The organism is Leisingera sp. SA215 (assembly GCF_055902035.1).
The window spans coordinates 56,871-79,357 of record NZ_JBVVXU010000010.1 but is presented as its reverse complement, the minus strand read 5'-3'; the positions used below and the strand labels follow the sequence as shown (position 1 = coordinate 79,357).

General features: G+C 60.6%; 21 protein-coding genes. 6 read left to right on the top strand and 15 right to left on the bottom strand.

Annotated features, from left to right (window positions below; translation table 11 throughout):
• Window positions 1-73: 73 nt before the first annotated feature.
• From AC0KW6_RS12695 to miaB, 3 genes are all read right to left on the bottom strand, one after another.
• A complete protein-coding gene (locus AC0KW6_RS12695; RefSeq protein WP_416361506.1) occupies window positions 74-373 on the bottom strand; it encodes a hypothetical protein in 300 nt (99 codons plus the stop codon).
• A gap of 18 nt (window positions 374-391) precedes the next feature.
• On the bottom strand, window positions 392-970 hold the full coding sequence (locus AC0KW6_RS12690) for an OmpA family protein (RefSeq protein ID WP_416361505.1): 579 nt from the start codon (window positions 968-970) through the stop codon (window positions 392-394).
• 278 nt (window positions 971-1,248) lie between these two features.
• Window positions 1,249-2,571, bottom strand: a complete 1,323-nt coding sequence (gene miaB, locus AC0KW6_RS12685; protein WP_474035053.1) for a tRNA (N6-isopentenyl adenosine(37)-C2)-methylthiotransferase MiaB — start codon at window positions 2,569-2,571, stop codon at window positions 1,249-1,251.
• 128 nt (window positions 2,572-2,699) lie between these two features.
• Here miaB and AC0KW6_RS12680 point away from each other — a divergent pair, with 128 nt between their 5' ends.
• A complete protein-coding gene (locus AC0KW6_RS12680) occupies window positions 2,700-3,569 on the top strand; it encodes a glycosyltransferase family protein (RefSeq protein WP_474035052.1) in 870 nt (289 codons plus the stop codon).
• A 60-nt stretch (window positions 3,570-3,629) separates the two neighbouring features.
• On the opposite strand, the gene AC0KW6_RS12675 is transcribed toward AC0KW6_RS12680, so the two are convergent.
• Window positions 3,630-4,964, bottom strand: a complete 1,335-nt coding sequence (locus AC0KW6_RS12675) for an aminotransferase-like domain-containing protein (RefSeq protein WP_474035051.1) — start codon at window positions 4,962-4,964, stop codon at window positions 3,630-3,632.
• A 90-nt stretch (window positions 4,965-5,054) separates the two neighbouring features.
• Here AC0KW6_RS12675 and AC0KW6_RS12670 point away from each other — a divergent pair, with 90 nt between their 5' ends.
• Both AC0KW6_RS12670 and AC0KW6_RS12665 read left to right on the top strand, forming a co-directional pair.
• A complete protein-coding gene (locus AC0KW6_RS12670) occupies window positions 5,055-6,233 on the top strand; it encodes an MFS transporter (protein WP_474035050.1) in 1,179 nt (392 codons plus the stop codon).
• Between the two features lie 394 nt (window positions 6,234-6,627).
• Window positions 6,628-7,647 (top strand): AraC family transcriptional regulator, encoded by a 1,020-nt coding sequence (locus AC0KW6_RS12665; protein WP_323775739.1) that lies wholly within the window; start codon window positions 6,628-6,630, stop codon window positions 7,645-7,647.
• 126 nt (window positions 7,648-7,773) lie between these two features.
• Here AC0KW6_RS12665 and rimK read toward each other — a convergent pair whose 3' ends face one another.
• The 8 genes from rimK to AC0KW6_RS12625 form a co-directional block, all read right to left on the bottom strand.
• Window positions 7,774-8,679, bottom strand: a complete 906-nt coding sequence (gene rimK, locus AC0KW6_RS12660; protein ID WP_323775738.1) for a 30S ribosomal protein S6--L-glutamate ligase — start codon at window positions 8,677-8,679, stop codon at window positions 7,774-7,776.
• 559 nt (window positions 8,680-9,238) lie between these two features.
• Window positions 9,239-10,063 (bottom strand): DUF481 domain-containing protein, encoded by an 825-nt coding sequence (locus AC0KW6_RS12655; protein ID WP_323775737.1) that lies wholly within the window; start codon window positions 10,061-10,063, stop codon window positions 9,239-9,241.
• Window positions 10,064-10,195: 132 nt separating this feature from the next.
• The gene (locus AC0KW6_RS12650; protein ID WP_323775736.1) at window positions 10,196-11,131 is read right to left on the bottom strand and encodes a LysR family transcriptional regulator; all 936 of its coding nucleotides are present in this window, start codon (window positions 11,129-11,131) and stop codon (window positions 10,196-10,198) included.
• Between the two features lie 214 nt (window positions 11,132-11,345).
• Window positions 11,346-13,733: an endopeptidase La gene (gene lon, locus AC0KW6_RS12645; protein ID WP_474035049.1), complete on the bottom strand. Its 2,388-nt coding sequence runs from the start codon at window positions 13,731-13,733 to the stop codon at window positions 11,346-11,348.
• A complete protein-coding gene (locus AC0KW6_RS12640; protein WP_323775734.1) occupies window positions 13,730-14,149 on the bottom strand; it encodes an Hsp20/alpha crystallin family protein in 420 nt (139 codons plus the stop codon). Before AC0KW6_RS12640 ends, lon begins: the two co-directional genes overlap by 4 nt.
• 40 nt (window positions 14,150-14,189) lie before the next feature.
• Complete coding sequence (locus AC0KW6_RS12635) at window positions 14,190-14,591, bottom strand: SPW repeat protein (RefSeq protein ID WP_474035088.1); 402 nt, start codon at window positions 14,589-14,591, stop codon at window positions 14,190-14,192.
• Between the two features lie 103 nt (window positions 14,592-14,694).
• Entirely contained in the window at window positions 14,695-15,081 is a 387-nt protein-coding gene (locus AC0KW6_RS12630) for a hypothetical protein (RefSeq protein ID WP_474035048.1), read from the bottom strand.
• 227 nt (window positions 15,082-15,308) lie between these two features.
• Window positions 15,309-16,040 (bottom strand): Crp/Fnr family transcriptional regulator, encoded by a 732-nt coding sequence (locus tag AC0KW6_RS12625; RefSeq protein WP_323775732.1) that lies wholly within the window; start codon window positions 16,038-16,040, stop codon window positions 15,309-15,311.
• A gap of 329 nt (window positions 16,041-16,369) precedes the next feature.
• Between AC0KW6_RS12625 and AC0KW6_RS12620 the strand changes: the two genes are divergently transcribed.
• The gene (locus tag AC0KW6_RS12620; protein ID WP_323775731.1) at window positions 16,370-16,474 is read left to right on the top strand and encodes a CBS domain-containing protein; all 105 of its coding nucleotides are present in this window, start codon (window positions 16,370-16,372) and stop codon (window positions 16,472-16,474) included.
• Window positions 16,475-16,616: 142 nt separating this feature from the next.
• On the opposite strand, the gene AC0KW6_RS12615 is transcribed toward AC0KW6_RS12620, so the two are convergent.
• The 3 genes from AC0KW6_RS12615 to AC0KW6_RS12605 all read right to left on the bottom strand — a co-directional run bounded on the left by AC0KW6_RS12615 (window position 16,617) and on the right by AC0KW6_RS12605 (window position 20,780).
• Window positions 16,617-17,957 (bottom strand): magnesium transporter, encoded by a 1,341-nt coding sequence (locus AC0KW6_RS12615; protein ID WP_474035047.1) that lies wholly within the window; start codon window positions 17,955-17,957, stop codon window positions 16,617-16,619.
• A 173-nt stretch (window positions 17,958-18,130) separates the two neighbouring features.
• Window positions 18,131-19,762, bottom strand: coding sequence for a chaperonin GroEL (gene groL / locus AC0KW6_RS12610; protein ID WP_416361469.1), 1,632 nt, complete (start codon window positions 19,760-19,762; stop codon window positions 18,131-18,133).
• Between the two features lie 154 nt (window positions 19,763-19,916).
• Window positions 19,917-20,780: a LysR family transcriptional regulator gene (locus tag AC0KW6_RS12605; RefSeq protein WP_474035046.1), complete on the bottom strand. Its 864-nt coding sequence runs from the start codon at window positions 20,778-20,780 to the stop codon at window positions 19,917-19,919.
• A gap of 160 nt (window positions 20,781-20,940) precedes the next feature.
• Here AC0KW6_RS12605 and AC0KW6_RS12600 point away from each other — a divergent pair, with 160 nt between their 5' ends.
• Both AC0KW6_RS12600 and AC0KW6_RS12595 read left to right on the top strand, forming a co-directional pair.
• Window positions 20,941-21,591, top strand: a complete 651-nt coding sequence (locus tag AC0KW6_RS12600) for a BON domain-containing protein (protein ID WP_323775728.1) — start codon at window positions 20,941-20,943, stop codon at window positions 21,589-21,591.
• A 288-nt stretch (window positions 21,592-21,879) separates the two neighbouring features.
• The gene (locus tag AC0KW6_RS12595; protein WP_323775727.1) at window positions 21,880-22,329 is read left to right on the top strand and encodes a host attachment protein; all 450 of its coding nucleotides are present in this window, start codon (window positions 21,880-21,882) and stop codon (window positions 22,327-22,329) included.
• The last annotated feature ends 158 nt before the right edge of the window (window positions 22,330-22,487 follow it).

Genomic DNA, 22,487 nt, shown 5'->3' with positions numbered 1-22,487 from the left:
GGCAGAAATTCACGCAATCGAAACAAAACAGCCGCCCGGGAGGGCGGCTGCAAATCACGGTTGTCAGTGTTTCCTACAGCGGGTCGGCAAAGGTGGAGCCGCTCTTGAACGGCCCAGTGGCAACATTGCGCGGCAGGTTGCTGTTGCAGACCGGCTTGCCGTCCGGTGTGCGGCGCAGATCGGCGTAGCCTTCAAGACCATCGTCGATGATCCAATGTTCGCAGCCCTGCGGATCCACCCAGATGCCGGCTGTCATGTTCGACAGATGGCTGGAGGAGCCATCGCCGGCGTGCTGGTCGCGGGTTTTGTCAAAGGCATCCGTGCAGCCCGATACAGCGGCGGCAGCGGCAAGGAGCACAAGTGTTTTACGCATCAGCATGATTTTGTCCCCTCAGCGCAGGCAATAGATTTCGACGCGACGGTTTTGCGCCATGTTTCCGGCACTGGTGTTGGGCACCCGCGGATCACGTTCACCATAGGCGCGCACATCGCTGATCCGCGCGCCCACCGAACGGCCCGCCTGAGCCACGGCATGGGCGCGGCGCTCGGACAGGCGGATATTGTATTCATCCGATGCCCGGCTGTCGGTGTGGCCGGCAATGACAAAAGCGCGGGCGCCATTGGATTTTGCCTGCTGGAAAAATTCCCCCAGACGCTGGCGGCCTGCTGCATTGATGTGGTGTTTGTCCGTGGCGAAAAACTGATCTGCCGGCACCACGCCGCAGATATTGCCGCGGCGGCAGACCGGCTTGCCATCCGGCGTCACATGCGGTGTCATGAACCCTTCGGCTCCGTCATCCATCACCCAATGTTCACAGCCGTCCGGGTCAACCCAGATGGTGGGAACATAGCGCTCGCCCTTGATGGTCCGCTGCCCGGATTGCGCGCTGGCAGGCGCGGCGGCGATGCTGAGTGCGGCCGCAGCAGCGGCGGCCAGCGCAATCGCTTTGTCAAATTTGTAAGTCAACACAACCAGATTTCCTTCACCTAAGTTCCCCCAGCGCGCTTGCCGCTAATGTGCCCACCGCTCAGGCCATAAGGGACAAACTATCTGAAATTTATGTAATATACCTGCTAAATTGAAAGTTATTCCGTGCAGATTAATCGCATTTCTCGGGACACTTAAAGCAGCCAAGGGAAATTGTCGCCGGAACCGATGCAATCGGGACTCACCTGCGCAATCCGGAGAAACGGATGTACAACAGTTTCTATAAAGGAGGATTAAAGATTCGCGCTGCGGCGGGAGCTTCAGCCGATCAATTCCCCTGCCAGTGAATTTGCACCAGAGGAAATGATGCGCACCCGGGCCAGGTCGCCCGCCGCACGATTGCAATCAGCGACATGTACAGCATGGAGGTAGTCGGATTTACCAACCATCTGCCCCGGAAGACGGCCCGCCTTTTCAAACAGAACGCCAACCTCGCGGCCAACCATGCTGTCCTGCACCTCACGCTGCTGCTTGGTCAGCAGAGCCTGCAGGCGCTGCAGCCGGTCGTCGGCCGCGGCCGGATCGACCTGCGCACGTTCGGCAGCCGGGGTGCCTGGGCGGGTCGAATATTTGAAGGAATAGGCAGTGCCGTATTTTACTTCTTCCACCAGATCCATGGTGGCCTGGAAATCTTCCTCGGTCTCTTCCGGAAAGCCGACAATGAAGTCGCCGGAGATCAGGATGTCGGGCCGCGCGGCGCGGATGCGCTCAATCAGGCGGAGGTAGCTTTCGGCGGTATGGCTGCGGTTCATCCGCTTCAGGATCTTGTCCGATCCCGCCTGCACCGGCAGATGCAGATAGGGCATCAGCTTGGCGCAGGTGCCATGCGCCTCGATCAGGTCATCCTGCATGTCATTGGGATGCGAGGTGGTGAAGCGGATACGCTCCAGCCCGTCGACTTTGTCCAGTTCCCAGATCAGCTGCGCCAGGGTCAGGTCGCCATTGGGGCCGGCTCCGTGATAGGCGTTCACATTTTGACCCAGAAGGGTGATTTCGCGCACGCCGCGCTCCACCAGATCGCGGGCTTCGGTCAGAATGCGGTCCGCCGGGCGCGACACCTCGGCACCGCGGGTATAGGGCACCACGCAGAAGGCACAGAATTTGTCACAGCCTTCCTGCACGGTCAGAAACGCCGTCGGGCCGCGCTTGGCCTTGGGGCGGTTCTTGAGCTTTTCGAACTTGTCTTCCTCGGGGAAATCGGTATCCAGCACCTTCTTCCCCTCCCGCGTCTTGGCTTCCATCTCGGGCAGGCGGTGATAGCTTTGCGGGCCGACCACCAGATCCACCAGCGGCTGGCGGCGCATGATCTCCTCGCCCTCGGCCTGGGCGACACAGCCGGCGACGCCGATCTTGAGGTCGGGCTTTTCCGCCTTCAGTCCTTTAAAACGGCCCAGTTCGGAATAGACTTTCTCGGCTGCTTTTTCCCGGATATGGCAGGTATTGAGCAGGATCATGTCGGCGTCATCGGCCGATTTTGTCTCGACATAGCCTTCACCGCCCAGCGCCTCGGCCATGCGTTCGCTGTCATAGACATTCATCTGACAGCCATAGGTCTTGATAAACAGCTTCTTCGGGGCACTCATGCGGGTCAGCCTTCCAGCCAAGGTGGGTGAACAGCGGCCTGCCTTACAGGCAAATGCCGCCGCTTGCAATGAGGCGGGATTTACCCGATTTTGGCCGCAAAGGCCAGAAAGGCAAAGGGCAGACGGGCATGATGTATTCTTCGCTGCAGAATTTCCTGAAAAAGGGCAAGGCGCTGCTGGCCAAAGGACCGGTGGCGCTAATCTTTGTCGAGGACGAGGTGGAGATCGCCACCACTCTGCGTCATCACCTGCAAAGTGGTTTCAAGGCAGTTGTGGCCCTGATGCCGGACGCCTTTGATCTGCCGCAGGATGTGCGCGCCAAGGTGCACCGGGTGCCGTTTGACTGCGCCCCTGAAGAGGCGCTGCCAGGCGCAATCAATGCGGTGATCGCCGCAGCGCAGCCCGGATGCTGGCTCTATTACTGCTACAATGCGGAGTATCTGTTCTACCCGTTCTGCGAGACGCGCAGCGTTGGAGAAATGCTGACCTTCCATTCCGAAGAGCGGCGTGATGCAGTGCTCAGCTATGTGATCGACCTTTATGCCGGCGATCTTCAGAACTGCCCTGGCGCTGTCTCCCTGGAGGCGGCCTATCTCGATAAATCCGGTTACTACGCCCAGTCGCGCAAAGATCCCGGAACCGGCCATCCGCGCGAGCGGCAGCTGGACTTTTTCGGCGGGGTGCGCTGGCGGTTTGAAGAGCATATCCCAGAGAAAAGCCGGAAAATCGACCGGATTTCTCTGTTCAAGGCCAAGCCTGGGCTGAAACTGCAGCAGGATCACACTTTCAACGACCAGGAATACAATACCTATGCCTGCCCCTGGCATCATAACCTGACTGCCGCGGTCTGTTCATTCCGCACCGCCAAGGCGCTGAAACGCAATCCTGGCTCAACTTTCGACATTGAAACCTTCCGGTGGCACAACTCCGCACCGTTTGAATGGCATTCGCGCCAACTGTTGGATCTGGGACTGATGGAGCCGGGACAGTGGTTCTGAGCACAGCCGGCGGCGGCTGAGGAACACCTGACCGGCGGGCCGCATTTCAGGAGCGCTGCCTTAGCCTGTCCGCTCAGCGTGAACCGCGTCGCGTACCGTTTCCAGCGTGCCGCGCAGCTCTGCCATCGGCAAACCGCCAAACGCCAATCTCAAGGCCTGTGGCGCTGCGGCGGATGTTGCAAACGGCTCTGCGCCGGACACCGAAATGCCCTGATCCTTCAAACGCGTCACGATGGGCTGCGCACGGGCGCCTTTTTCAAGCGGCAGCCAGGCAAAACCCGCGTTGCGATGCGAAATGACACGAGACGCGCCAAAGACATCCCGGCACACCGATTGACGCGCAGCGCCATCCTGCCTGCGGGTTTCTTCGGATTTTTCCAGTGTCCCGTCTTCGATCCAACCTGTGACCAATGCGGAAATCAATGCGGGCGTGTTCCAGGTCGTCGCGCGGATCACTTCCAGCAGAGCTGCGGTGCGGTCTGCAGGCGCGATCACGTACCCCAGACGCAATCCGGTTGCGAAGCTTTTGGAAAAGCCGCTGATATGCACCGTCCGCTCTGGTGCCAACGACAGGAAACCGGGCGGCGGATCAGGTTCCAAAAACGCATACGCCGCGTCCTCGATGATAAGCAGGTTGTGCCGCCGGGCCACATCCAGCAGGCGCAGCCGGACTGTTTCATCCATGACGGTTCCCAGCGGGCTTTGGACCGTCGGCATCAGGTAAACCGCTCGTATGTTCCGCAAGCGGCATTGGTGGTCCAGATCGTCCGGGTCCATGACACCGTGCTGCATCCCGACCGGGGCAAGCTCCAGACCATTCAGTGCCGCAGCGGATTTGAACCCTGGGTATGTAAGCGCGTCAGCCGCGATCACATCCCCCTGCTGAAACAGCCCCAAACAGGTGACCGCCAGGCCATGCTGGCTGCCCGAGGCGACCAGCAGGTGCTCGGGGTTTATCGGGCCCAGACACCGCCTGAGACTATCGGCGATGATCCGGCGTTCGTGTATGCGGCCGCCGTGGGGCTGATAGCGCAGCACCGCATCCAGGTCGCCGGCCGCCGCAAGCCGACGCAGGCCGGCCCGCAGAATGTCTGCGTCCACGGGACCACCTGGCATGTTGAAGACCAGATCCGTGATCCCCTTGGCCGCGGTTTGATGCACTCCCAGTGTCATCGGCACCTCGGGATCGCGCACAAAAGTCCCGCGCCCGGCTTCTCCCCTGACAAGTCCCCTACGTTCCAGTTCCTTGTAAACACGGGTTGCGGTCGCCAGCGCGATGCCGGTTTTTTCAGCGAAAGCCCGGTGCGTCGGCAGCCTGGAGCCCGGCGCCAATTTGCCCTCCCGGATCGCATTTGAGAGCATGTCGGCAAAGCGGGTGTATCTGGATTTCGTCATGCGCCCGGCGTCCTTAGTACAATCCAAAAATTGTCATACAGCGAAACTTCATGGCATTGCGGAGGCGAGTCAACCTGCGAGGTCCGCCCGATGCTCCGTTTCTTGTCTGCTGCTTTGCTTGCCGTAATTCTGTTCACTGTCACGTTTGCCGTGAATCTTCAGGCGCCGTTGTATGAAGCCTATGCCGCGCAGGATAATGCCGGCGCCACCGCCGTCACAATCGCCTTTGCAGCCTACGCTGGCGGCCTGATGCCGACGCTATTGCTGCTTGGCGGGCTGTCAGACCGGATCGGGCGGCGTATTCCGATTGCGCTGGCCCTGATCCTCGGCGCGGTTGCGACGGCAGTTCTGATGCAGTTCCCAAACTGGACAAGCCTTGTCACGGCACGGGTTTTCCTGGGCATCGGGACCGGGCTGGCGACCACCGCGGGTAATGCGTATATGGCGGAAATCCTGGGCGCCGGACGGGCACGCAGCGCGGCCTTGATTGTTACATCGGCAACATCGCTTGGGTTCGGCGGCGGCGCGCTGGCAACAGGTCTTAGCCTTAGCCTGCAAGGGCCGACGTTCCTGCCATTGAGCTACGCGGCACTGCTTGCAACAGCTCCGGTTCTGGCCGCAGCCGCTTTCGCCCTGCCCAAGGCGGACTGTCCGAAACCCGTCACACCGCTGCGGCTGCCGGCCTTTCCGTCCGGCACATGGGTGTTCGGCGCGGCTATGGCGCTGGCCTGGTCGACAACCGGCATGACCATTGCCGTTGTGCCATTGCAATTGGCTGCCAATGCGCTTGGAGGCTGGACCGGGCTTGTCATATTTCTGGCGATCTTCGCCGGGTTTCTCTGCCAGCCTGTCGCCCGGCGCATGTCCAACGGCCGGGCACTGGCACTCGGGTTTGTGCTGATACCGCTGGGCTTTCTCGTGCTTCTGGCCGGAGTCTGGCTGACATCACTGGAGCTGGTCCTTGCCGGAACCTGCATCACCAGCGCGGCAAGCTATGGCTTTACCTATCTTGCTTCCCTGGCGGAGGTTTCACTGCGCGCACCTGATGACAGGGCGCGGGCGACGGCTGGCCTTTTCGTCTATGCCTATTGCGGGTTCTCGCTGCCTGTCATTGCAAGCGGCGCATTGGCCGACACCTTGGGACTGCTGGCTGCAATGGCGCTCTTTGCCGCTGCCCAGATTTCCGCCACATGGGTCATCGTTCTGTTTTGGAGGAAAGGCAGGCACCCGGCCCGCCCAGCCACGGAGCAGGAGTTGGGTATCGTCTGATCCGGCCTGGTTACCGCGTATGCTGATCAAGACCCGGGGAAATTTCCACCCACACACCCTGCACCGCATCTGCCGCGTCAGCTCCCAGAGTCAAAAGGGGCTGTTCGCCGCAGCCAGAAACCACGATGACACGCCTCTAAGATGAGACCGGCAAAAACAGGCATTCCAGCTTGGGCGCAGGCATTCTGGCCGCGGACGGACAGGCGCGCAGACGGCCAGGCCGGCAATGCTTCGATACAGAACATACAGACCGCGGGTTGCTGTGTGATAAGCCATTTCCGGTATTCTGGGCTGATGTTCCCTTCGCCGAATGTGTATTGCAGCTCATAAGTTTCACGGTCAGAAAAGATGGCATGCTTTCCAATAATGACAAACGGCGCTGGAACCCAAGGAAATGACAGCTTCGGATCCTTCAAGCCTTGCCACGGTCTCGGCGCAGTTCGCCGAGGATTGGATCATGGCCTTGAGGCAGTGTTGCACGGATGCCCAGCTAGCATCCTTTCTGCAGCGTGCGGGGATGCATACGGTGCAGGGTCGCCTTGCCCATCGCATTACCCTGGATCAGATTGTCCGGCTTTATCAAATTGCCGCCATCGAAACCAAAGATGAAATGATGGGGCTTTGGAGCCGCCCGATCCGGGCCAGAGCTCTGCAGCATCTCCTGACCACGGTCCGTGAAGCCAGCTCACTTCCCTCGGCCTTGCACCGGTTTTCTACATTCTGGAACCTTCTGCTGGACGACTACCAGCTAGAACTCGAATCCGGATATGGCAGCATCAGTCTGCGGCTTATGCCGCGGGAAACGCTGCCCTGTCAGCAGTTTGGCCATATGCTGATGCTGAAATTGGCACATGGGCTGCTGTCCTGGCTTGCAGGATATGAAGTGCCTGTCCAGGCTGTTCAATTTGCTTTTGAACGCCCCGGGTTTTCAGACGATTACTCGGTGATCTTTCCGGCGCAGGTCAGCTTCAAGGCTCCGTGTTCGGCAATTACCTTTGAAGCGGCAGAACTGGGGCCGGCAAATAAACGCAGCACTGCGGAACTGAAGGAGTTCCTGAACCGGGCCCCCCGCGACTGGATATTCACGGAGTATAGAGAACATAAGCAGTCTCTGAGGGTCCGGGAGTATCTTTATCGGACAAGCTGGGAGGGTGGCCACCTGGCAGGCGCAGCCCGCAGCCTGAATGTAACCCCAAGAACCTTGATGAGACGGCTGGACGCGGAAGGCACCTCCTTCCAGGCGATCAAAGACGGGCTGCGCCGGGACATAGCCATTCGCGGCCTGCAAGGCGGACGTAAGAGCATCGAAGAAATCTCTCAGGATGTCGGGTTCTCCTGTCCCGCAAATTTCCACCGCGCCTTTCGGCGGTGGACCGGCGTAACTCCCAGTTCCTACAGGACGTCAGAAAACTGAACGCAGGCCCTGCGCTGCAATGTCTTGTTCAGCCCTGCCCCGGACACGGTGGTGTTTCACCCGTCGGTGGCCGAAGCTTACCCGCAGCAATCCGGAAATCCCCGATGCAGAAGTCAGTGCGAGGCGCTAACCCTTGCCCTTCGTCTTTGTGGCACCTCTTTTGGCATTCTTTTCGAGATATTCGATCATCATGCCGGCGATATCCAGGCCGGTGGCTTTCTCCACGCCTTCCAGTCCCGGTGATGAGTTGACCTCCATGATGACCGGGCCGTGATTTGCCCGGAGCATGTCTACGCCGCAAGCATTGAGACCCATGGTTTTAGCTGCTCGGACTGCTGTCGCCCGCTCTTCGGCCGAAAGCTTCACCAGCTCGGCGGAACCGCCGCGGTGCAGGTTAGACCGGAACTCGCCCTCAGCACCCGTTCGCTTCATAGCTGCGACAACCTTTCCTCCCACGACGATGGCACGGATGTCTGTGCCGCCGGCTTCTTTTATGAATTCCTGCATCAGGATATTCACACCTGCGCCCCGGAACGCTTCCACCACCGATTTGGCGGAACGGTTTGTGTCGGCCAGCACCACGCCAATCCCCTGGGTGCCCTCAAGGAGCTTGATGACGATGGGAGCCCCGCCAGCGAGGGCAAGCACTTCCTCGGTCTGCTTCGGGTCATGGGCGAAAGTGGTGACCGGGAGCCCGATCCCGTCGCGTGCCATCAACTGCATCGAGCGGAGCTTGTCCCGCGACCTGCCGATCGCAACGCTCTCGTTCAACGGGTACACACCCATCATTTCGAATTGGCGCAGAACCGCTGTGCCGTAGAAGGTGACCGACGCCCCGATTCTCGGGATGACCGCATCATACCCCGTAAGATTTTCCCCGTTGTGGTAGATTTCAGGCTTACGCGACGCGATGTTCATGTAGCAGCGCAGAGTATCAATGATGTCGAGCGTGTGTCCGCGCGCTTCAGCGGCCTCTTTCAGGCGCTGGTGGGAATACAATTTGGGGTTGCGTGCCAGCATTGCGATTTTCATTTTGCGTACTCCTTGGTGCTACTTCGAGGGGAAAATCAGGAATGAGCGCGGCGGATCAGCCCTTACTGCCGTGCGGCATACAGCATCTGGAAATCATGCCGAGGCTTGCACAGGCGCGGAGCACCTGATGGTAACAGCGCTTGGTGATCCTCTCATCAGCTGTGTCTGTAGCTGAGAAGGGCAGCACAAGCGTTCTGTCGATTTCTCCAAGGACTGACACCGTGGCAGATCGCACAGCAGGTTGTCTAGGGCACCAATCCGGATCAGCGCCAGGTTTCCCCGCACCCAGGGCAAGGCCGGGATGGACAGCAGCCTGTCAAAACCATGCGTAGACGATGGGCAGAGACCCGCGACGACGACTTGTGGGCCCGCTGTATAGCCAACAAGCCGGCAACCAAACACCGATGCGGTAGACTTTGCGCTCAAGGCTTCGTCATAGCCGAAGCCTGCTTCCACCAGCTGCTTTCACTCGACATGGGCAGGCCTTTCCGCATTGGCCAACTTGGAAAAGGGGGGCGGGTTGCTCCGCCCCAAGTCGTCGAGGGATAAACAGGTTTCGTCAGAAGCCGTAGACCAGAGACACGCCCAGCTTGTTGTCGGTGCTTTTAAGGCCCGGCAGCGGATCGCTGTCCCAATCGGTCCGAAAGGACACTCGGGTAGCCAGGCGGTCGGTCATCCTGAAATTCACGCCCAGATCGTTGGTCACCACGGTATCCTCATCCGAGAAAAGCACGTCCGTGTCCATGGTCAGAAAGATATTGCCGCTGAAAGCGAAGTAGTAGCGCGACGCAGCAATGCCTGCCACTTCGGTGCTGTCATTGCGCAGCTGGTCCTCAATATAGCGGACGCCGGGGCCAGCCTGAACCCGCCAGGTCTGGGTGGGGGTGTTGATCACCCGGTAGCCGGGGCCAAAACCCAGGAAGCTGTCCAGCCTGTTGGAGTCGAAATCGTCATAGCGCACCGACCCCAGGCCAAACAAGTAGAACTGCTCTGTTAGGTATCGGTTAGCTTCATAGGTTAGAAAGATCTCTTCCTTGTTGCGCACGTCGTTGTCTTCCGAAAACTCGCCGGCAAAGCCTAGTGTGTGGTTCCACGGGCCGTTGCCGTAACGCAGGCGTCCGGCAAAATCGAGGTCGGCTGTATCGGTGTTGCCGGTGGTGCCGGAGAAGCCGAGTGCGGCGCTACCTGTCCAGCCCTGGGCGTACTGGTTTGTGCCAAAGCGGTCCTTGTCGCTGCCTTCTGCCAGTTCTTCGTCGACGTCCTCCTGAATGTCGTCGATACGGTCGTCCAGATCCTCGATCCCAACAATTGCGCCTTGCGCGAAAACTGGAGCAGCCACGAGCAAAGCCAGGATCGACGCGGCCAGAGTGTTGCGTGCTTGCATGGGTCATTCCTTCCCAATCAAGTGATCCATCCCGGATGAGCCGGGGGCATCACTGTATGAAAAGAAAAATAGGTATAGCAGATGTATTGGAGAAATTTGAAATAATTATAGATAAAGCGAGTATTTCTCGCTTTAAAAGCTGTTTTCAGTGTTTCCAAGCACTTCGACAATGTCATTGGTGCTGATGTCGCGCAGCTCGGCGATGACGGCATCCTGTTCGGCATCAATGCGTGACTTTATCGCCACAAGTGTGGCTTCGGCGTTAGCCCGGACCTCGGGGTCCAGGTCATTGCGCCAGATGGACCACACCGGATAGGGAAACCGCGGCGTGTCGGCAACCAGGTGGAGGCGGCCCTCGTCGAGGTATTTCTTGATGTAGCGCGCGGGCAGATAGGCGGCGGCACGCCGCGACACGATGTATTCCGCAGCAAGGGCGCCTAGCGACAGGCTCAGCCCGGGATTGGTCAGCTCGGGCAGTTCGATTGCGTGGGCGTGGACGAACTCCGGCCCCCAGTCGACAAAGACATAATGGGGAACGATCTCGTCAAAGGAGGCCGGCCAGGAGGCCGCCAGCACCAGATCCTCCTCGATCACCTTGCGGGCGGTGAGGCCGGGCCGCAGTTGCGGGCTGTACATCAGCCCGATCTGCACCACGCCTTCGATCAGAAAACGCACAATACGGTCCGGCATGCCCAGCTCGGCCCGGATGTTCAGCGACGGCATTTCCTGCTGCATGGTGTCGATCCAGCGGAACCCCAGCCGCGGCCACAGCGAATACTGCGCGCCGATCGTCAGCGATTTGGTATAGCCTTCAGGCACACCGACCTGCTGGCGTGCCTCTTCCCAGATCTTGACCAGCGACAGTGCATAACGCTCAAACTCGCGCCCCGCCGATGTCAGCTCCGCACCCGCCTTGGAGCGGGTGAACAGCTGCTTACCAAGGGCTTCCTCCAGCCGCTGCACCCGCAGGCTGACCGCTGACTGGGTCACGAACAGCCTCTCGCTCGCATTCACAAAAGATCCGGTGGCAGCAACTTCAAGGAAGGTTCGGATCAGGCTGATGTCCATCGCAGCACCTACAAGAAAAGCTTGAGATAAGTGCATTTCATATTCGCTTACCTGCGACCAAAGAAGCCCAAAATCAGAAAATACTGCCACTCTGGCCAGCATCGAAAACTTGGCCGCCGTGGGCAGCACCCAGCAAGCGCCGGCCACCGCCGTAGCGCTGCTGGAGCACACCCGCGCGCAGGCCGCGGGTTCGTCCAAGGTATCGAACAGCTCTTCATTGAGGAGTTCGCCCCCCAGGCTCTGGCTGCAGCGCCTTTAGCAGCGCTTCATCGGCGGTGTCCAGCCAGATGAATTCCAGCTGTTTGCGGGTGCTCTCGGGAAGATCCTCCAACTCGCGCCGGTTGCGGGAAGGCAGCATTACCCGCGTGACACCGGCAGCAGAAGCAGCAAGCATCTTTTCCTTGATCCCTCCAACCGGCAGCACCGCCCCGCGCAGCGAAATCTCACCGGTCATCGCAGTGTCGCTGCGCACCGTCCGGTCCAAGAACAGGGAGGCCAACGCAGTGTAGATCGCCACCCCGGCGCTGGGCCCGTCCTTGGGGGTGGCACCTGCGGGTACATGGACGTGGATGTCCACGCTCTCAAAGCTCTTAGTCTTGAGCCCCAGTTGCCCGGCCTGCGCCTTCAGCAGCGACAGCGCGGTCTGGGCGCTCTCGCGCATCACTTCGCCCAGCTGTCCGGTCAGGATCAGTCGGCCCTTGCCTGGTGCTCGGCTGGCCTCAATGAACAGGATATCGCCGCCGGCGGGCGTCCAGGCCAGCCCGGTGGCAACTCCCGTCAGGCTGGTGCGCAGCGCGGTCTCATTTTCAAATCGCGGCACCCCCAGCGCCGTCTCCACCTGCTTCACCCCGATCTTGCATTTTGCAGGCTTGCCCTCGGCATGAAGCACCGCCGCCGCGCGCAGCACCGCCCCGATCTGGCTTTCCAGCTGCCGCACCCCGGCTTCCCTGGTGTAGCTTCGGACAATCAAGCGCAGCGCCGCCGGGGTGAACCGTATCCGCTCATTCTGCAACCCGCAGGCCCTCAGCTGCCGCAGCACCAGATAGCGCTTGGCTATCTCCAGCTTTTCCTCCTCGGTATAGCCCGGCAGGTTAATCACCTCCATCCGGTCAAGGAGCGGTCGCGGAATACCTTCCAGCATGTTTGCCGTGGTCAGGAACACTATCTGCGACAGGTCGAAATCCACCCCTAGGTAATTGTCCCGGAAAGCGCTGTTCTGCTCCGGATCCAGGACCTCCAGCAGCGCCGCCGAAGGATCGCCCTGGATGCCGTGCCCCAGCTTGTCGATTTCATCCAGCATAAGCACGCAGTTGCGGCTGCCCGCCCGTCGCACCGCCTGCAGAATGCTGCCCGGCAGCGCTCCGATATAGGTTCGCCGGTGGCCGCGGATTTCGGCCTCGTCATGCACACCGCCAAGGCTGATCCGGACAAAGGTCCGGCCCAGAGCGCGCGCAATCGATTGGCCCAGGGATGTCTTGCCGACACCCGGCGGCCCGGCAAAGCACAGGATCGGCGCCCGGCCTTCCGGCGACAGCTTGTGCACCGCCATGAACTCGACGATCCGCGCTTTGACCTTCTCCAGCCCGTAATGGTCCGCATTCAGTATGTTGCGCGCCTGGATCAGGCTGACCGGCCGGCTGCTGGGCAGCTGCCAGGGTAGTTCAATCATCCAGTCCAGCCAGTTCCGCAGCACCGCCCCCTCCCCGGCGGCTTCAGACAGGCGGGCAAAGCGACCCAGTTCCTTGCGTGCCATTGTCTCGGCTTCGGTCGGCATTCCGGCCCGGGTGATCGCCGCGCCCAGCTGAGCAACTTCCTCGGCGTTGCCGTCGGCCTCGCCCAACTCCTGTTGAATCGCCGCTAGTTGTTCGCGCAGGATCGCCTGCCTATGGCGCTCGTCAAACGCGGCGCGTGTCCGTTCGCTGATCTCGCGAGTGATGCGCAGCACTGCCAGCCGCCGGGCTAGGATTCTCGACACCTTGTCCAGCCGCACCGCGATATCGATGGTTTCCAGGATCTCCTGCTTTTCGCCGATGGAAATATCGGAATAGGCCGCCGCCAGATCCGCGAGCGTTCCCGGTTCGGTGGCTGCCTGCGCCGCCTCCTCAAAGCCGGAAGGCGATTGCGGCAGCATCGACAGCAGCTCGGCGGCCTGATTTCTGAGATGCAAATACTGCGCTTCGACCTGCGGCGAACGGCTGGTGACATCCGGCAGGGTCTGGACCCGGCCAACCGGGAACGGCGGCCCCTGCAGCAGCTCGATCAGGCGGAAACGTTCCACCCCCTGGCAGATGATGTGATGCGCCCCGTCTGGTGAGGTCATCAGCCGGAGAATATTGGCTGTGCAGCCGATGAGGTGCAGATCTCCTTCCTTTGGATCGTTGACCGCGGGATTGCGCTGCAACAACAGACCCACAGGCCGCGACTGACGGATTACCTGCTGGATCGCGGCAATCGACTTGGCACGTCCTGTAGAGACCGGAAAGACAGTCCCAGGAAAGGGCACTAAGTCGCGCACCGGCAGCAAAATCAGGCCGTCGTCCGGCAGCGGCACGGTCTTCATGTCCGGCAACTGGGACATATCTCCACCACTTGCCTCATTCATGCCAGTGCTCCCCCTTCCGTTTTGCACAGGCGGATCAGCAGGTGGCCCCGCACCGTTTGCCGCTTAATCGCATAGGTGCCCGGGGGAATTGCAATACGGCGTTCAAACCTCCCAAACGGCAGCTCCAGCCGGATCACTGTGGCATTGCACAGCTCGGCAGGCGGCTCCCGTCGGCCCCGGATGATCAGTTCGCCATTACCGACGTGCACATCGACCTCATCAGCCTTGGCCCCGGGCAGCACCAAATAGACAAGCAACTCGCTGTCGGTTTCCAAGAGGTCTACCGGCGGCTCCCAGCACGGCTGCCCGTCCTGCAGCGAGCTCAGCAGAAACAGCTGGCGGCAGAATTTCTCTGTCGCCGCGAGCCGTGCCATCGCTTCGGAAAGCATTATGTTCTCGGGGGGTTGATTATCCATGCTGCACCAACGAAAAGTCCTAGAATTCTTTGCCCGAAAGCTATTGCCGCAGGCCCTGGCGCATTTGCCTGTCAGACGCAGGGTCAGGTTTTCCGCCGCCAGGAGGGCCCTGAGCAATGCACGAGACCGCCTGTGCCGTAATACTCCCGCCGCATAGAACCGCAGTCCAGGCGGCCGGCAAGTTGCCGGAAAAGCCAAGCACCCAAGGTGTGGCTAGCAGCCAAAGGCCGATTGCCACGCAGCCCCATTCCTCGCAGGTGTTACCGGTGTTCTGGACAGCCGCTGCCAGGATGGAGGCGGCCGATCCGGCGGCGATGAAACTCCAGCTCGCCGAAACGGCCAAACCGCCGTTAGACAGTACCGAATTCTCATACCAGGGCATTGCGACAAGTAAGCAGCCCAGAGCGACGAATACCCAGTTTTGCCAATGTGTACGTACCATCGGCGTTCCCTTTCCCGAAACCCGGCGGCAAAGTGCGCCAGAGATGGTCTGCAGCACTGGCACCGGAGATCATTGACCGCTGTCAATACGCGGGCGCCTAGCCCTATCCCGCCTGGCCGCCTGGCCGTTTCCCGGAATCCCCTGCGGCGCGGTGCCCGGCCGTCTGATTACCGCTTACCCCAGGCGGAAATTGCGCCGTTTCCGGCAATCCTTGGCAGTACTTAACCATGCGGCCGACTTCATCGTGGTAGTCGTCCATCATCTTCTCAACATGGCGCCACTGCACCACCTGGATTTCGTCCAGGCTGCCGCTATCCAGTATTTTGCGTTGCGTTCTGACGTTGGCATCGAGCCGGGCAATGGTGAAATTGCATGCCTCCCCCCATATCTCGACGCAGACCTGCATTGTCTGCATCAGCGGCATCTGGAAAGGGAGTTCGTCCGCTGCGGCCGGATACTCTTTCTGTATTTTGTGGCTGGGTACATTCATGACACTCTCCTTTTCGTGACCTCGCAATAGAATGGATAAGGCTACCCAAACCACAGCCTAGGCAGCGGGTCATTGACAGCAGTCACTGCCGGACCCGGTTCCCACCCTTCCGGTCCGGGTCCGGCAAGTTCTGGCTGATGTTCAGCTGCCGGGTACTGTGCCGCAAAGGCAGGCAAAGTATTTCCGATCGGGAACGATGCGGGTACAAGCCTGCACCGATTAAGGTGTCAGTGCTCACTCTGAGCAAGCATCTGCAGAGTCCCGATATCACTGATGGCCGCCTGTTTCGGGGTCAGCATGACAATGGCGCGGTGTTGTTCCAGCTGGTGCAACCCCCGGCACAGTGTCTCCACCGTCATATCCAGCAGCGAGGCCAAGTCCCGCCGCCGCAATTCAATGACCACAACCGAAACCTGGCTTCCGCAGTCGCCGGCCCCCGCGGCCTCTCCAGCCTGGCGCAGTATCCAATTGGCAATCCGTCGCAACGTGCTGCCGCCGCGCAGCAGCACCGCCCATTCCCATTGCGCATTCAGCTGACGGCTGGCTGAGGCAAGCAGCGCCTGGCCCAGCATCGGTTCCTGCTGGATCAGCGCGTTCAGAGCCGGCAATGCAATCCAGCACAATGAAACTTCGTTCGCAGCCTCCCAGGCGACACTGGTTCTGCCTGGAAACAGGGTACCAATCAATTCACCTGGTTGAAGCAGCTGCAGCACATGCGCAGAGCCGCCTTCGGTCACATTCACAATCTTCACAGTGCCATCAATGATGATTCCGGCATGACCAGCCTCTTCACCCTGAGGCAGAATCGTGTCCCCTGACCGGAACCTGGCTAGCCGGGCACGTTTTGCAAAAGCTGTTGAGGCATGTCCTCCTGCAGCGCCGCAGATCCCAAGACGCTCTGCCGGACAACCCTGACAGCGCCCGGCAGTTATAATGGCAGTGGCATTTCCGAAGTGCATGCAGGCTCTCTCTCCAGACAGGATGAACCAGGCTGGCGCGGGTCGAAGCTTCAATGCGGCGCCGCCAGCGAAACGGCAGTTTGCGCCTGCACACGGCTTTGCGAAAGCGGGTAATTTGTAAAGAATTGTACGCACAGCCCCCAATGCTTCAGGAAATGCAGTTCGGAAAATTTTCGTGATCCGCAGCAGGCAGCAGACCACCGCCTCCCTTGGTGCGGACTGCTCTCCCCAGTAGGGACTGCCTGCTTGGCATTCTAACCGTCCGGGACATCATGCTTCGGGTGCTGGCCGCTTGCGGCGATCCTGCAACGGAGACCGCCGGAGAGTTGATGACCCGCAACCCGGTCTATTGCAGCGCCGATGAGCCTCAGGACGGTACCGTCTTCCTTATGGAGCTGGGACGGTACCGGCAGATGCCCGTGATGGACTGCTAAGGGCCGGTTGTGCGGCATGCTCAGCCTGGACGGTTTGGCCCATTCAACGCCGCAATTCGCGAACGGCATACAGCAGCACGCCACGGCAGAACACCGCAGGACTGAAACAGCGGCATAAATTCACCCTGGCCTGCAGCCGCAGTCAGACCAGAAACGGCATCATCGCGGTTGCAAGACTGAGGACAAGAAAAAAACCCGCCATGTCGGTGATCGTCGTCAGCAGCGGCCCGCTGGCGGTCGCGGGATCCTGACCGGCACGTTTCAGGACAAGAGGGACAATTCCGCCGATCGACACCGCGACAAAGGTGTTCAGGCCAAGCGCACCGCCGATGACGAGCCCCAAAAAGGCATTGCCTTTCCAGATCCAGGCAACAAGCCCGATCAGAACACCAAGAACAAACCCGTTGATCAATCCGATCCCCGCCTCCTTCTTCCATACGCGAAACACATCGGCCGGACGGGCCAGACCAAGAGAGAGTTCTCGCATGCTTACGGCGACGGCCTGATTGCCGGAACAGCCGCTCATGTCCGAAACCATCGGCAGAAAGACGGCGATGGCGATCACTGCTGCCAGGGTCTCCTCGTAGGCTGCGATCACGCTCGCCGCAATAACGTTCAAGACGATATTTGCCGACAGCCACTGCAACCGGCGCCGGGCGCGCAGTTTCAGCGGCATTGATCTCAGCTCATCTCCGAACACCCCTTGCCGCCTCAGATTTTCTGTCTCAGCCCGCGTAAGCAAGGCGTCATCCACCGCAGACCGCGACACAACACCCGCCAGCACCCCGTCTGCGTCCACAACCGGAAGCCCCAGAAACGGGTGTTCGTTGAATATATCCTGCAGCTCCTCCAGCGGCATGCCCGCAGGAACGGTCACTGGCGGCACCATGATCGCCGTCAGGCTTGCCCCCCGGCGGGTTGTAAGCAGCCGGCGCAATGAAACCACCCCGACCGGCGAGCCGCTGGCGTTGACCACATAAGGGTGCTGGCCGCGGTAGCGTTCAAAATCCTCGTCATCCAGAACGAAGCGCCGCAGCACATTGCCAACCGTATCGGTTTCTTGGAAAGTGAAGGCTTCTGCGGCCATGAGGCCGCCAGCAACATAGCCGTCGTACTCAGACAAGCGCCGAATTTCAGCGGCATCACCGGGCTTCATCCGGGCCAGAATTGCCTCCGCCTCCGCATCCTCAAGTTCACCGATCACATCGGCCTTGATGTTTGAGCCTAGTTCCTCAATGATCCCTGCCGCGGTTGCGGTCTCCAATCCTTCAACAAGATTGACGGCAAGTTCGTTCGGGGCTTCCCCGACGATTTCCGCAGCCCGCGCCGATGGAAGCAAAGACAGCGCCAAGTTCCGGTCGCCAGGCGAAAGATTTGTCAGCTCGCGCAGGACGTCGCTAAGCGAAAGCGGCTCCAGCAAGTCTGCAAGCGCCACACTATCTTGATCTGCCAGTGCCCGGCTGAGCCGTCCATCTGCTTCCATGGCCGCGCTGGAAGACAATTTGCCATCTGCCATGCTATTCCCGACCTTTCTGCGCGGCGCAGGAAATTATCGACCATGGGATGCCTCATCGCTGCGCTATATGTTCAGGTATGGTCCCGCTGCCGCCCGAGACGGCTGCGCACTTCTGGCATCGCCTGCCGCCAAAGAGCCTGTTACAAGTCCAAACCCTCCAAGCTACCCGGATAACCGGATGACGATGCCGCCTTGTGGCGGTTCACCACCACTGCCTCCGTAGTCATCATCAGCCCAGCTATCGACACAGCGTTCTGCAAGGCGATCCGCACCACCTTGGCCGGATCCACAATGCCCGCATCGAACATATCGGACAGGCAATCGTTCTGCGCATCATAGCCCCAGGCGGTATTGTTCTTCTCCAGCAGCCTGCCAACGATCAGCGCCCCATCCTTTCCCGCATTGCGGATAATCCGGCGCATCGGCTCTGCCGCAGCCTTCCTGACAATTGAAATGCCGGCCCGAATATCCTCATTTGCGGCCTCCAGCCCGTCCAGCGCCCGCGCCGCATACAGCAGCGCCACGCCGCCGCCGGGCACGATCCCCTCTTCTGTTGCCGCGCGGGTTGCGTGCAAAGCATCTTCGATCCGGTCCTTGCGCTCCTTCATCTCGGATTCGCTGACGCCGCCGACCTGGATAATCGCTACCCCGCCGGTCAGTTTCGCCAGCCGCTCCTCCAGCTTCTCGCGGTCATAGTCCGACTTCGCCTCTTCAGCCTGCTGGCGAATCGCGTTGCAGCGCGCCTCGATATCCGGTTTTGCGCCGGCCCCGCCGATCAGCGTGGTGTCATCCTTGCTGACCGTGACCCGCGCGGCCTGCCCCAGCATGTCCAGCGTGACATTCTCCAACTTCATACCCAGATCGGAGGAAATCACCGTGGCGCCGGTCAGCACCGCAATGTCTTGTAACATCTCCTTGCGGCGGTCGCCGAAACCGGGCGCCTTCACCGCTGCGCATTGCAGGCTGCCGCGCAGCTTGTTGACAACCAGCGCCGCCAACGCCTCCCCGTCCACATCCTCGGCAATCACCAGCACCGGCTTGCCCTGCTTGATCACCGCCTCCAGCAGCGGGATGAACGGCGCCATGTTCGATATCTTCTTGTCATGCAGCAGCAGGAAAGGCTCTTCCAGATCCACGCTCAGCGTATCCGTCTTGGTAATGAAATAGGGCGACAGGTAACCGCGGTCGAACTGCATCCCCTCCACCGTTTCCAGCTGGGTCTCGCGCGACTTAGCCTCCTCAATGGTGATCACCCCGGTCCGCCCGACGCGTTCCATCGCCTCGGTCAAAATCTGCCCCGCCTCGATATCGCCGTTGGAGGCAATGGTCGCCACTTGGGTGATTTGCCCGCTGGTGCCGACCGGCCTGGAAATACTCTCTATTTCGCCAGCCAGCACCGCCGCAGCACGGTCGATGCCGCGTTTCACATCCATCGGGTTCATCCCCGCGGCAACCGCCTTGCAGCCCTCACGCAGGATGCAGCGGGCCAGCACAGTTGCAGTTGTCGTGCCATCTCCAGCCAGCTTGGCGGTGCGTTCCGCAACCTCGCGGATCAGCCGGACGCCGGCGTTTTCCACTGGATCAGCAAGCTCGATTGACTTGGCAACTGATACCCCATCCTTGGTAAAGCGCGGCGCGCCGAAACTTCTTTCGATCAGCACGTTGCGGCCGCGGGGCCCCAGCGTCGCGTTCACCGCATCGGCCAGAATGTTGACACCGCCCAGCATCCGGCGCCGGGCGTTTTCGGAAAGAATGATGTCTTTTGCAGTCATCGGATTGATCCAGCCAAAGGTGGTTATGTTTCGCGAAAGTGTACCCACTAGGCAGGCGTGTGAAGGTGTTTCAGAAATGATTTTTTCTCTTCGGTGTTATCGGGTTTCTAAATACACCCGCCTTTTCAGCGCTCTGCACGCTTCTCCCCGCAGCTTAGCCCACCCCCGCTCCGCCACCGCGGGCCTTCTGGCGCAGAAATTGCGCTGCCTGCCCAGCATACCCGCCGCGCTGGCTTTCGCTGATGACCGCATAGGCCGCATAACCGAACCGCGGCGCGTCCCCGATCTGGCGCAGCCAGCCGGCCCGCAGCTCCGCTGCGATCACCCGTTTGGGAAAATACGCCGAAGCCGGCACGTTGCGCAGGTGCTGCAATGCCAGCGTCCCGATGTCCAGCTGCAACCGCGGGGTGCTGACTTCAGGCAGGGTAAGCAGGTGGTCAGCACGGAACTCCGGTCCCCAGTCAATCAACACATAGTCTTTACCAAATGGGTCAACGCCGGGATCCGGGTTGCTGCTGACCAGTACAAATTCATCCGCAAACAGCTGCTCAACTGCCAGCCCCGCCGCTGCATGCGGCCGGTAGGCGACCATCAGATCCAGCCCGCCCCGGCCGAACTGTCCAGCCAGCACTTCAAAGGGCGCCGAAGACGCCCGAACCGCCACGTCCGGCAGCGCCCGCCGAAGCCCTGGCAAAGCATTGGTCAGGAACCCGTCCCAAAGACTGGGGGGTGCCCCGACAGCCAGAACCGCCGCCACTCCGGCGGGCAGCGCCGCATCCAGCTTAGCCTGTGTCCAGGTACGCACCAAGGTCTGCGCATGGCGCTGGAATTGCCGCCCCGCAATTGTCAGCACCGCTCCCGCCTTGCTGCGTTCGAACAGGCTGCAGCCCAGTTGCTGCTCCAGCGCACGGATGCGCAGGCTGACCGTCGACTGCGCCACATGAACCATTTCCGCAGCTTCCAGAAAACTGCCGGATTCGGCCACCGCCAGAAAGGTCCGCGCCAGCTCGATGTCCATCGATCACCTCCAGTACCGGGCGGCCCAGTATAGCAGAAGCTGCCGCCGCTCCGAAGAACAGATGCGCAACTGTTGCCGGCCGTCAATGAAACGCCCGGCAATTGGTTCAGACTGGCGCCATCGCGGCGGAAGACGCCGCGGCGAGAACAGGAGGCCAGCCATGAAAGACGCAACACTCAGACGGGAAATCCTGGAGGAACTGGAACTCGTTCCCAGCATCGACGCAGCCAACATCGGCGTTTCGGTGGAAGACGGGATTGCAACGCTCACCGGCCATGTTGCTGCCAGCGCACAGAAACAGGCGATCGGCAAAACGGTCAATCGTGTCAGCGGCGTGCACGGAATCGTAATGGAAATCGAAGTGCGCCCGATCGGCGAGCACCTGGACGCCGACGATGAAATCGCAAAACGCGCGATTGAGGCGCTGCGGTGGATCGATTCTGTGCCCAAGGACACGATCAGGGTCGAGGCCGAGCACGGAATTCTGACCCTCACCGGGCAGGCCGGCTGGAGCTACGAGAAAGCCGCAGCCGAACGGGCGGTGCAGAAAGTTTCGGGCGTGAAGGAAGTCATCAACCTGATCAAGGTCACCTCTGCGGTCAGTCATACAAATGTCCGGATGAGCATTGAAACCGCACTGCGGAAGGATGCCGCCAGCGAGGCAAAAGGAATTCATATTTCTATCGACGACCACTCTGTGACGTTGACCGGGAGTGTCCGAACCAAGGCGGAGCGCGATACCGCCCGTCGCGCAGTCTGGGCGGTTCCCGGTGTCAGCAACGTCGTGGACGGCCTCACCGTGGAGCCGTGATTTGTCAAGGCCGGGTCTCAGGCTGTTTCGCAAAACCGGACTGCTTGCCGCAGGAGGCCGCACAAAGAAAACCGCGCATTGGCAAGGCTGCGGAACAGGCCGGCATAGCACATTGCACCGTTTTGCAGGCGGCCGGAACGCTGACCTGGACACTGCACCTTGCCAGCGATGACCCCGCTTTTCTCGTCCGCATCGAGAACTTTGCTGCGATATGCCGGGGTCTGCGATACACCGCGCTGGCACCAAGTCCCCGCGGATCTTCAGGGGACGCAGGTTCTGGAGGACCGCATGAACCCGGAACGCAATTGGTACATAATCATCAATTCGCATCGTGCCCGGATTGTTCAGGGCCTGCCGAAGCCGCACAGTCCAGCTGCGCTGGAAGTGGTGCTTCTGGCCCCCGAACGGAATGTCCGCAGCATAATAGCGGGCAAAACTGAACGCGCCATTGCCTCGGCAAGCAGTGGCCGCCGCGCCTCGGTGCAGCCGCATAACTCACCCCAGCGAGCCGACCAGCGCGAGTTTCTGCGCGATGTGTTCGGTTTCCTGGCCCCGGCCCTGCGTGACCAGAACTTCGACAAACTGGTGCTGTTTGCCTCGCCGGACATTCTTGGTGTCTGGCGTGAGGAAGTGCCGGACAGCCTGAAGCAGAAAGTGGCCAGGGAAATCGCCAAAAATCTGGTTCGACTACCTTATCATTCCCTGATTGCGGCGGTCCGCGAGGCTCTTTCAGGTTGACTGACCGTCCTGCCTGCCCGCCCATTGACGGCTGTCAATGCGGCTAGCCCCCGCGGCATTCCAGACTGCTTTCGCCCGCTGCATCTGCAAAGCGGCACGGTGAATGCCCCCGCACCCCGTTCCTAACAGTGCCGCGGGCATTCCGGCAGGCCGGTACA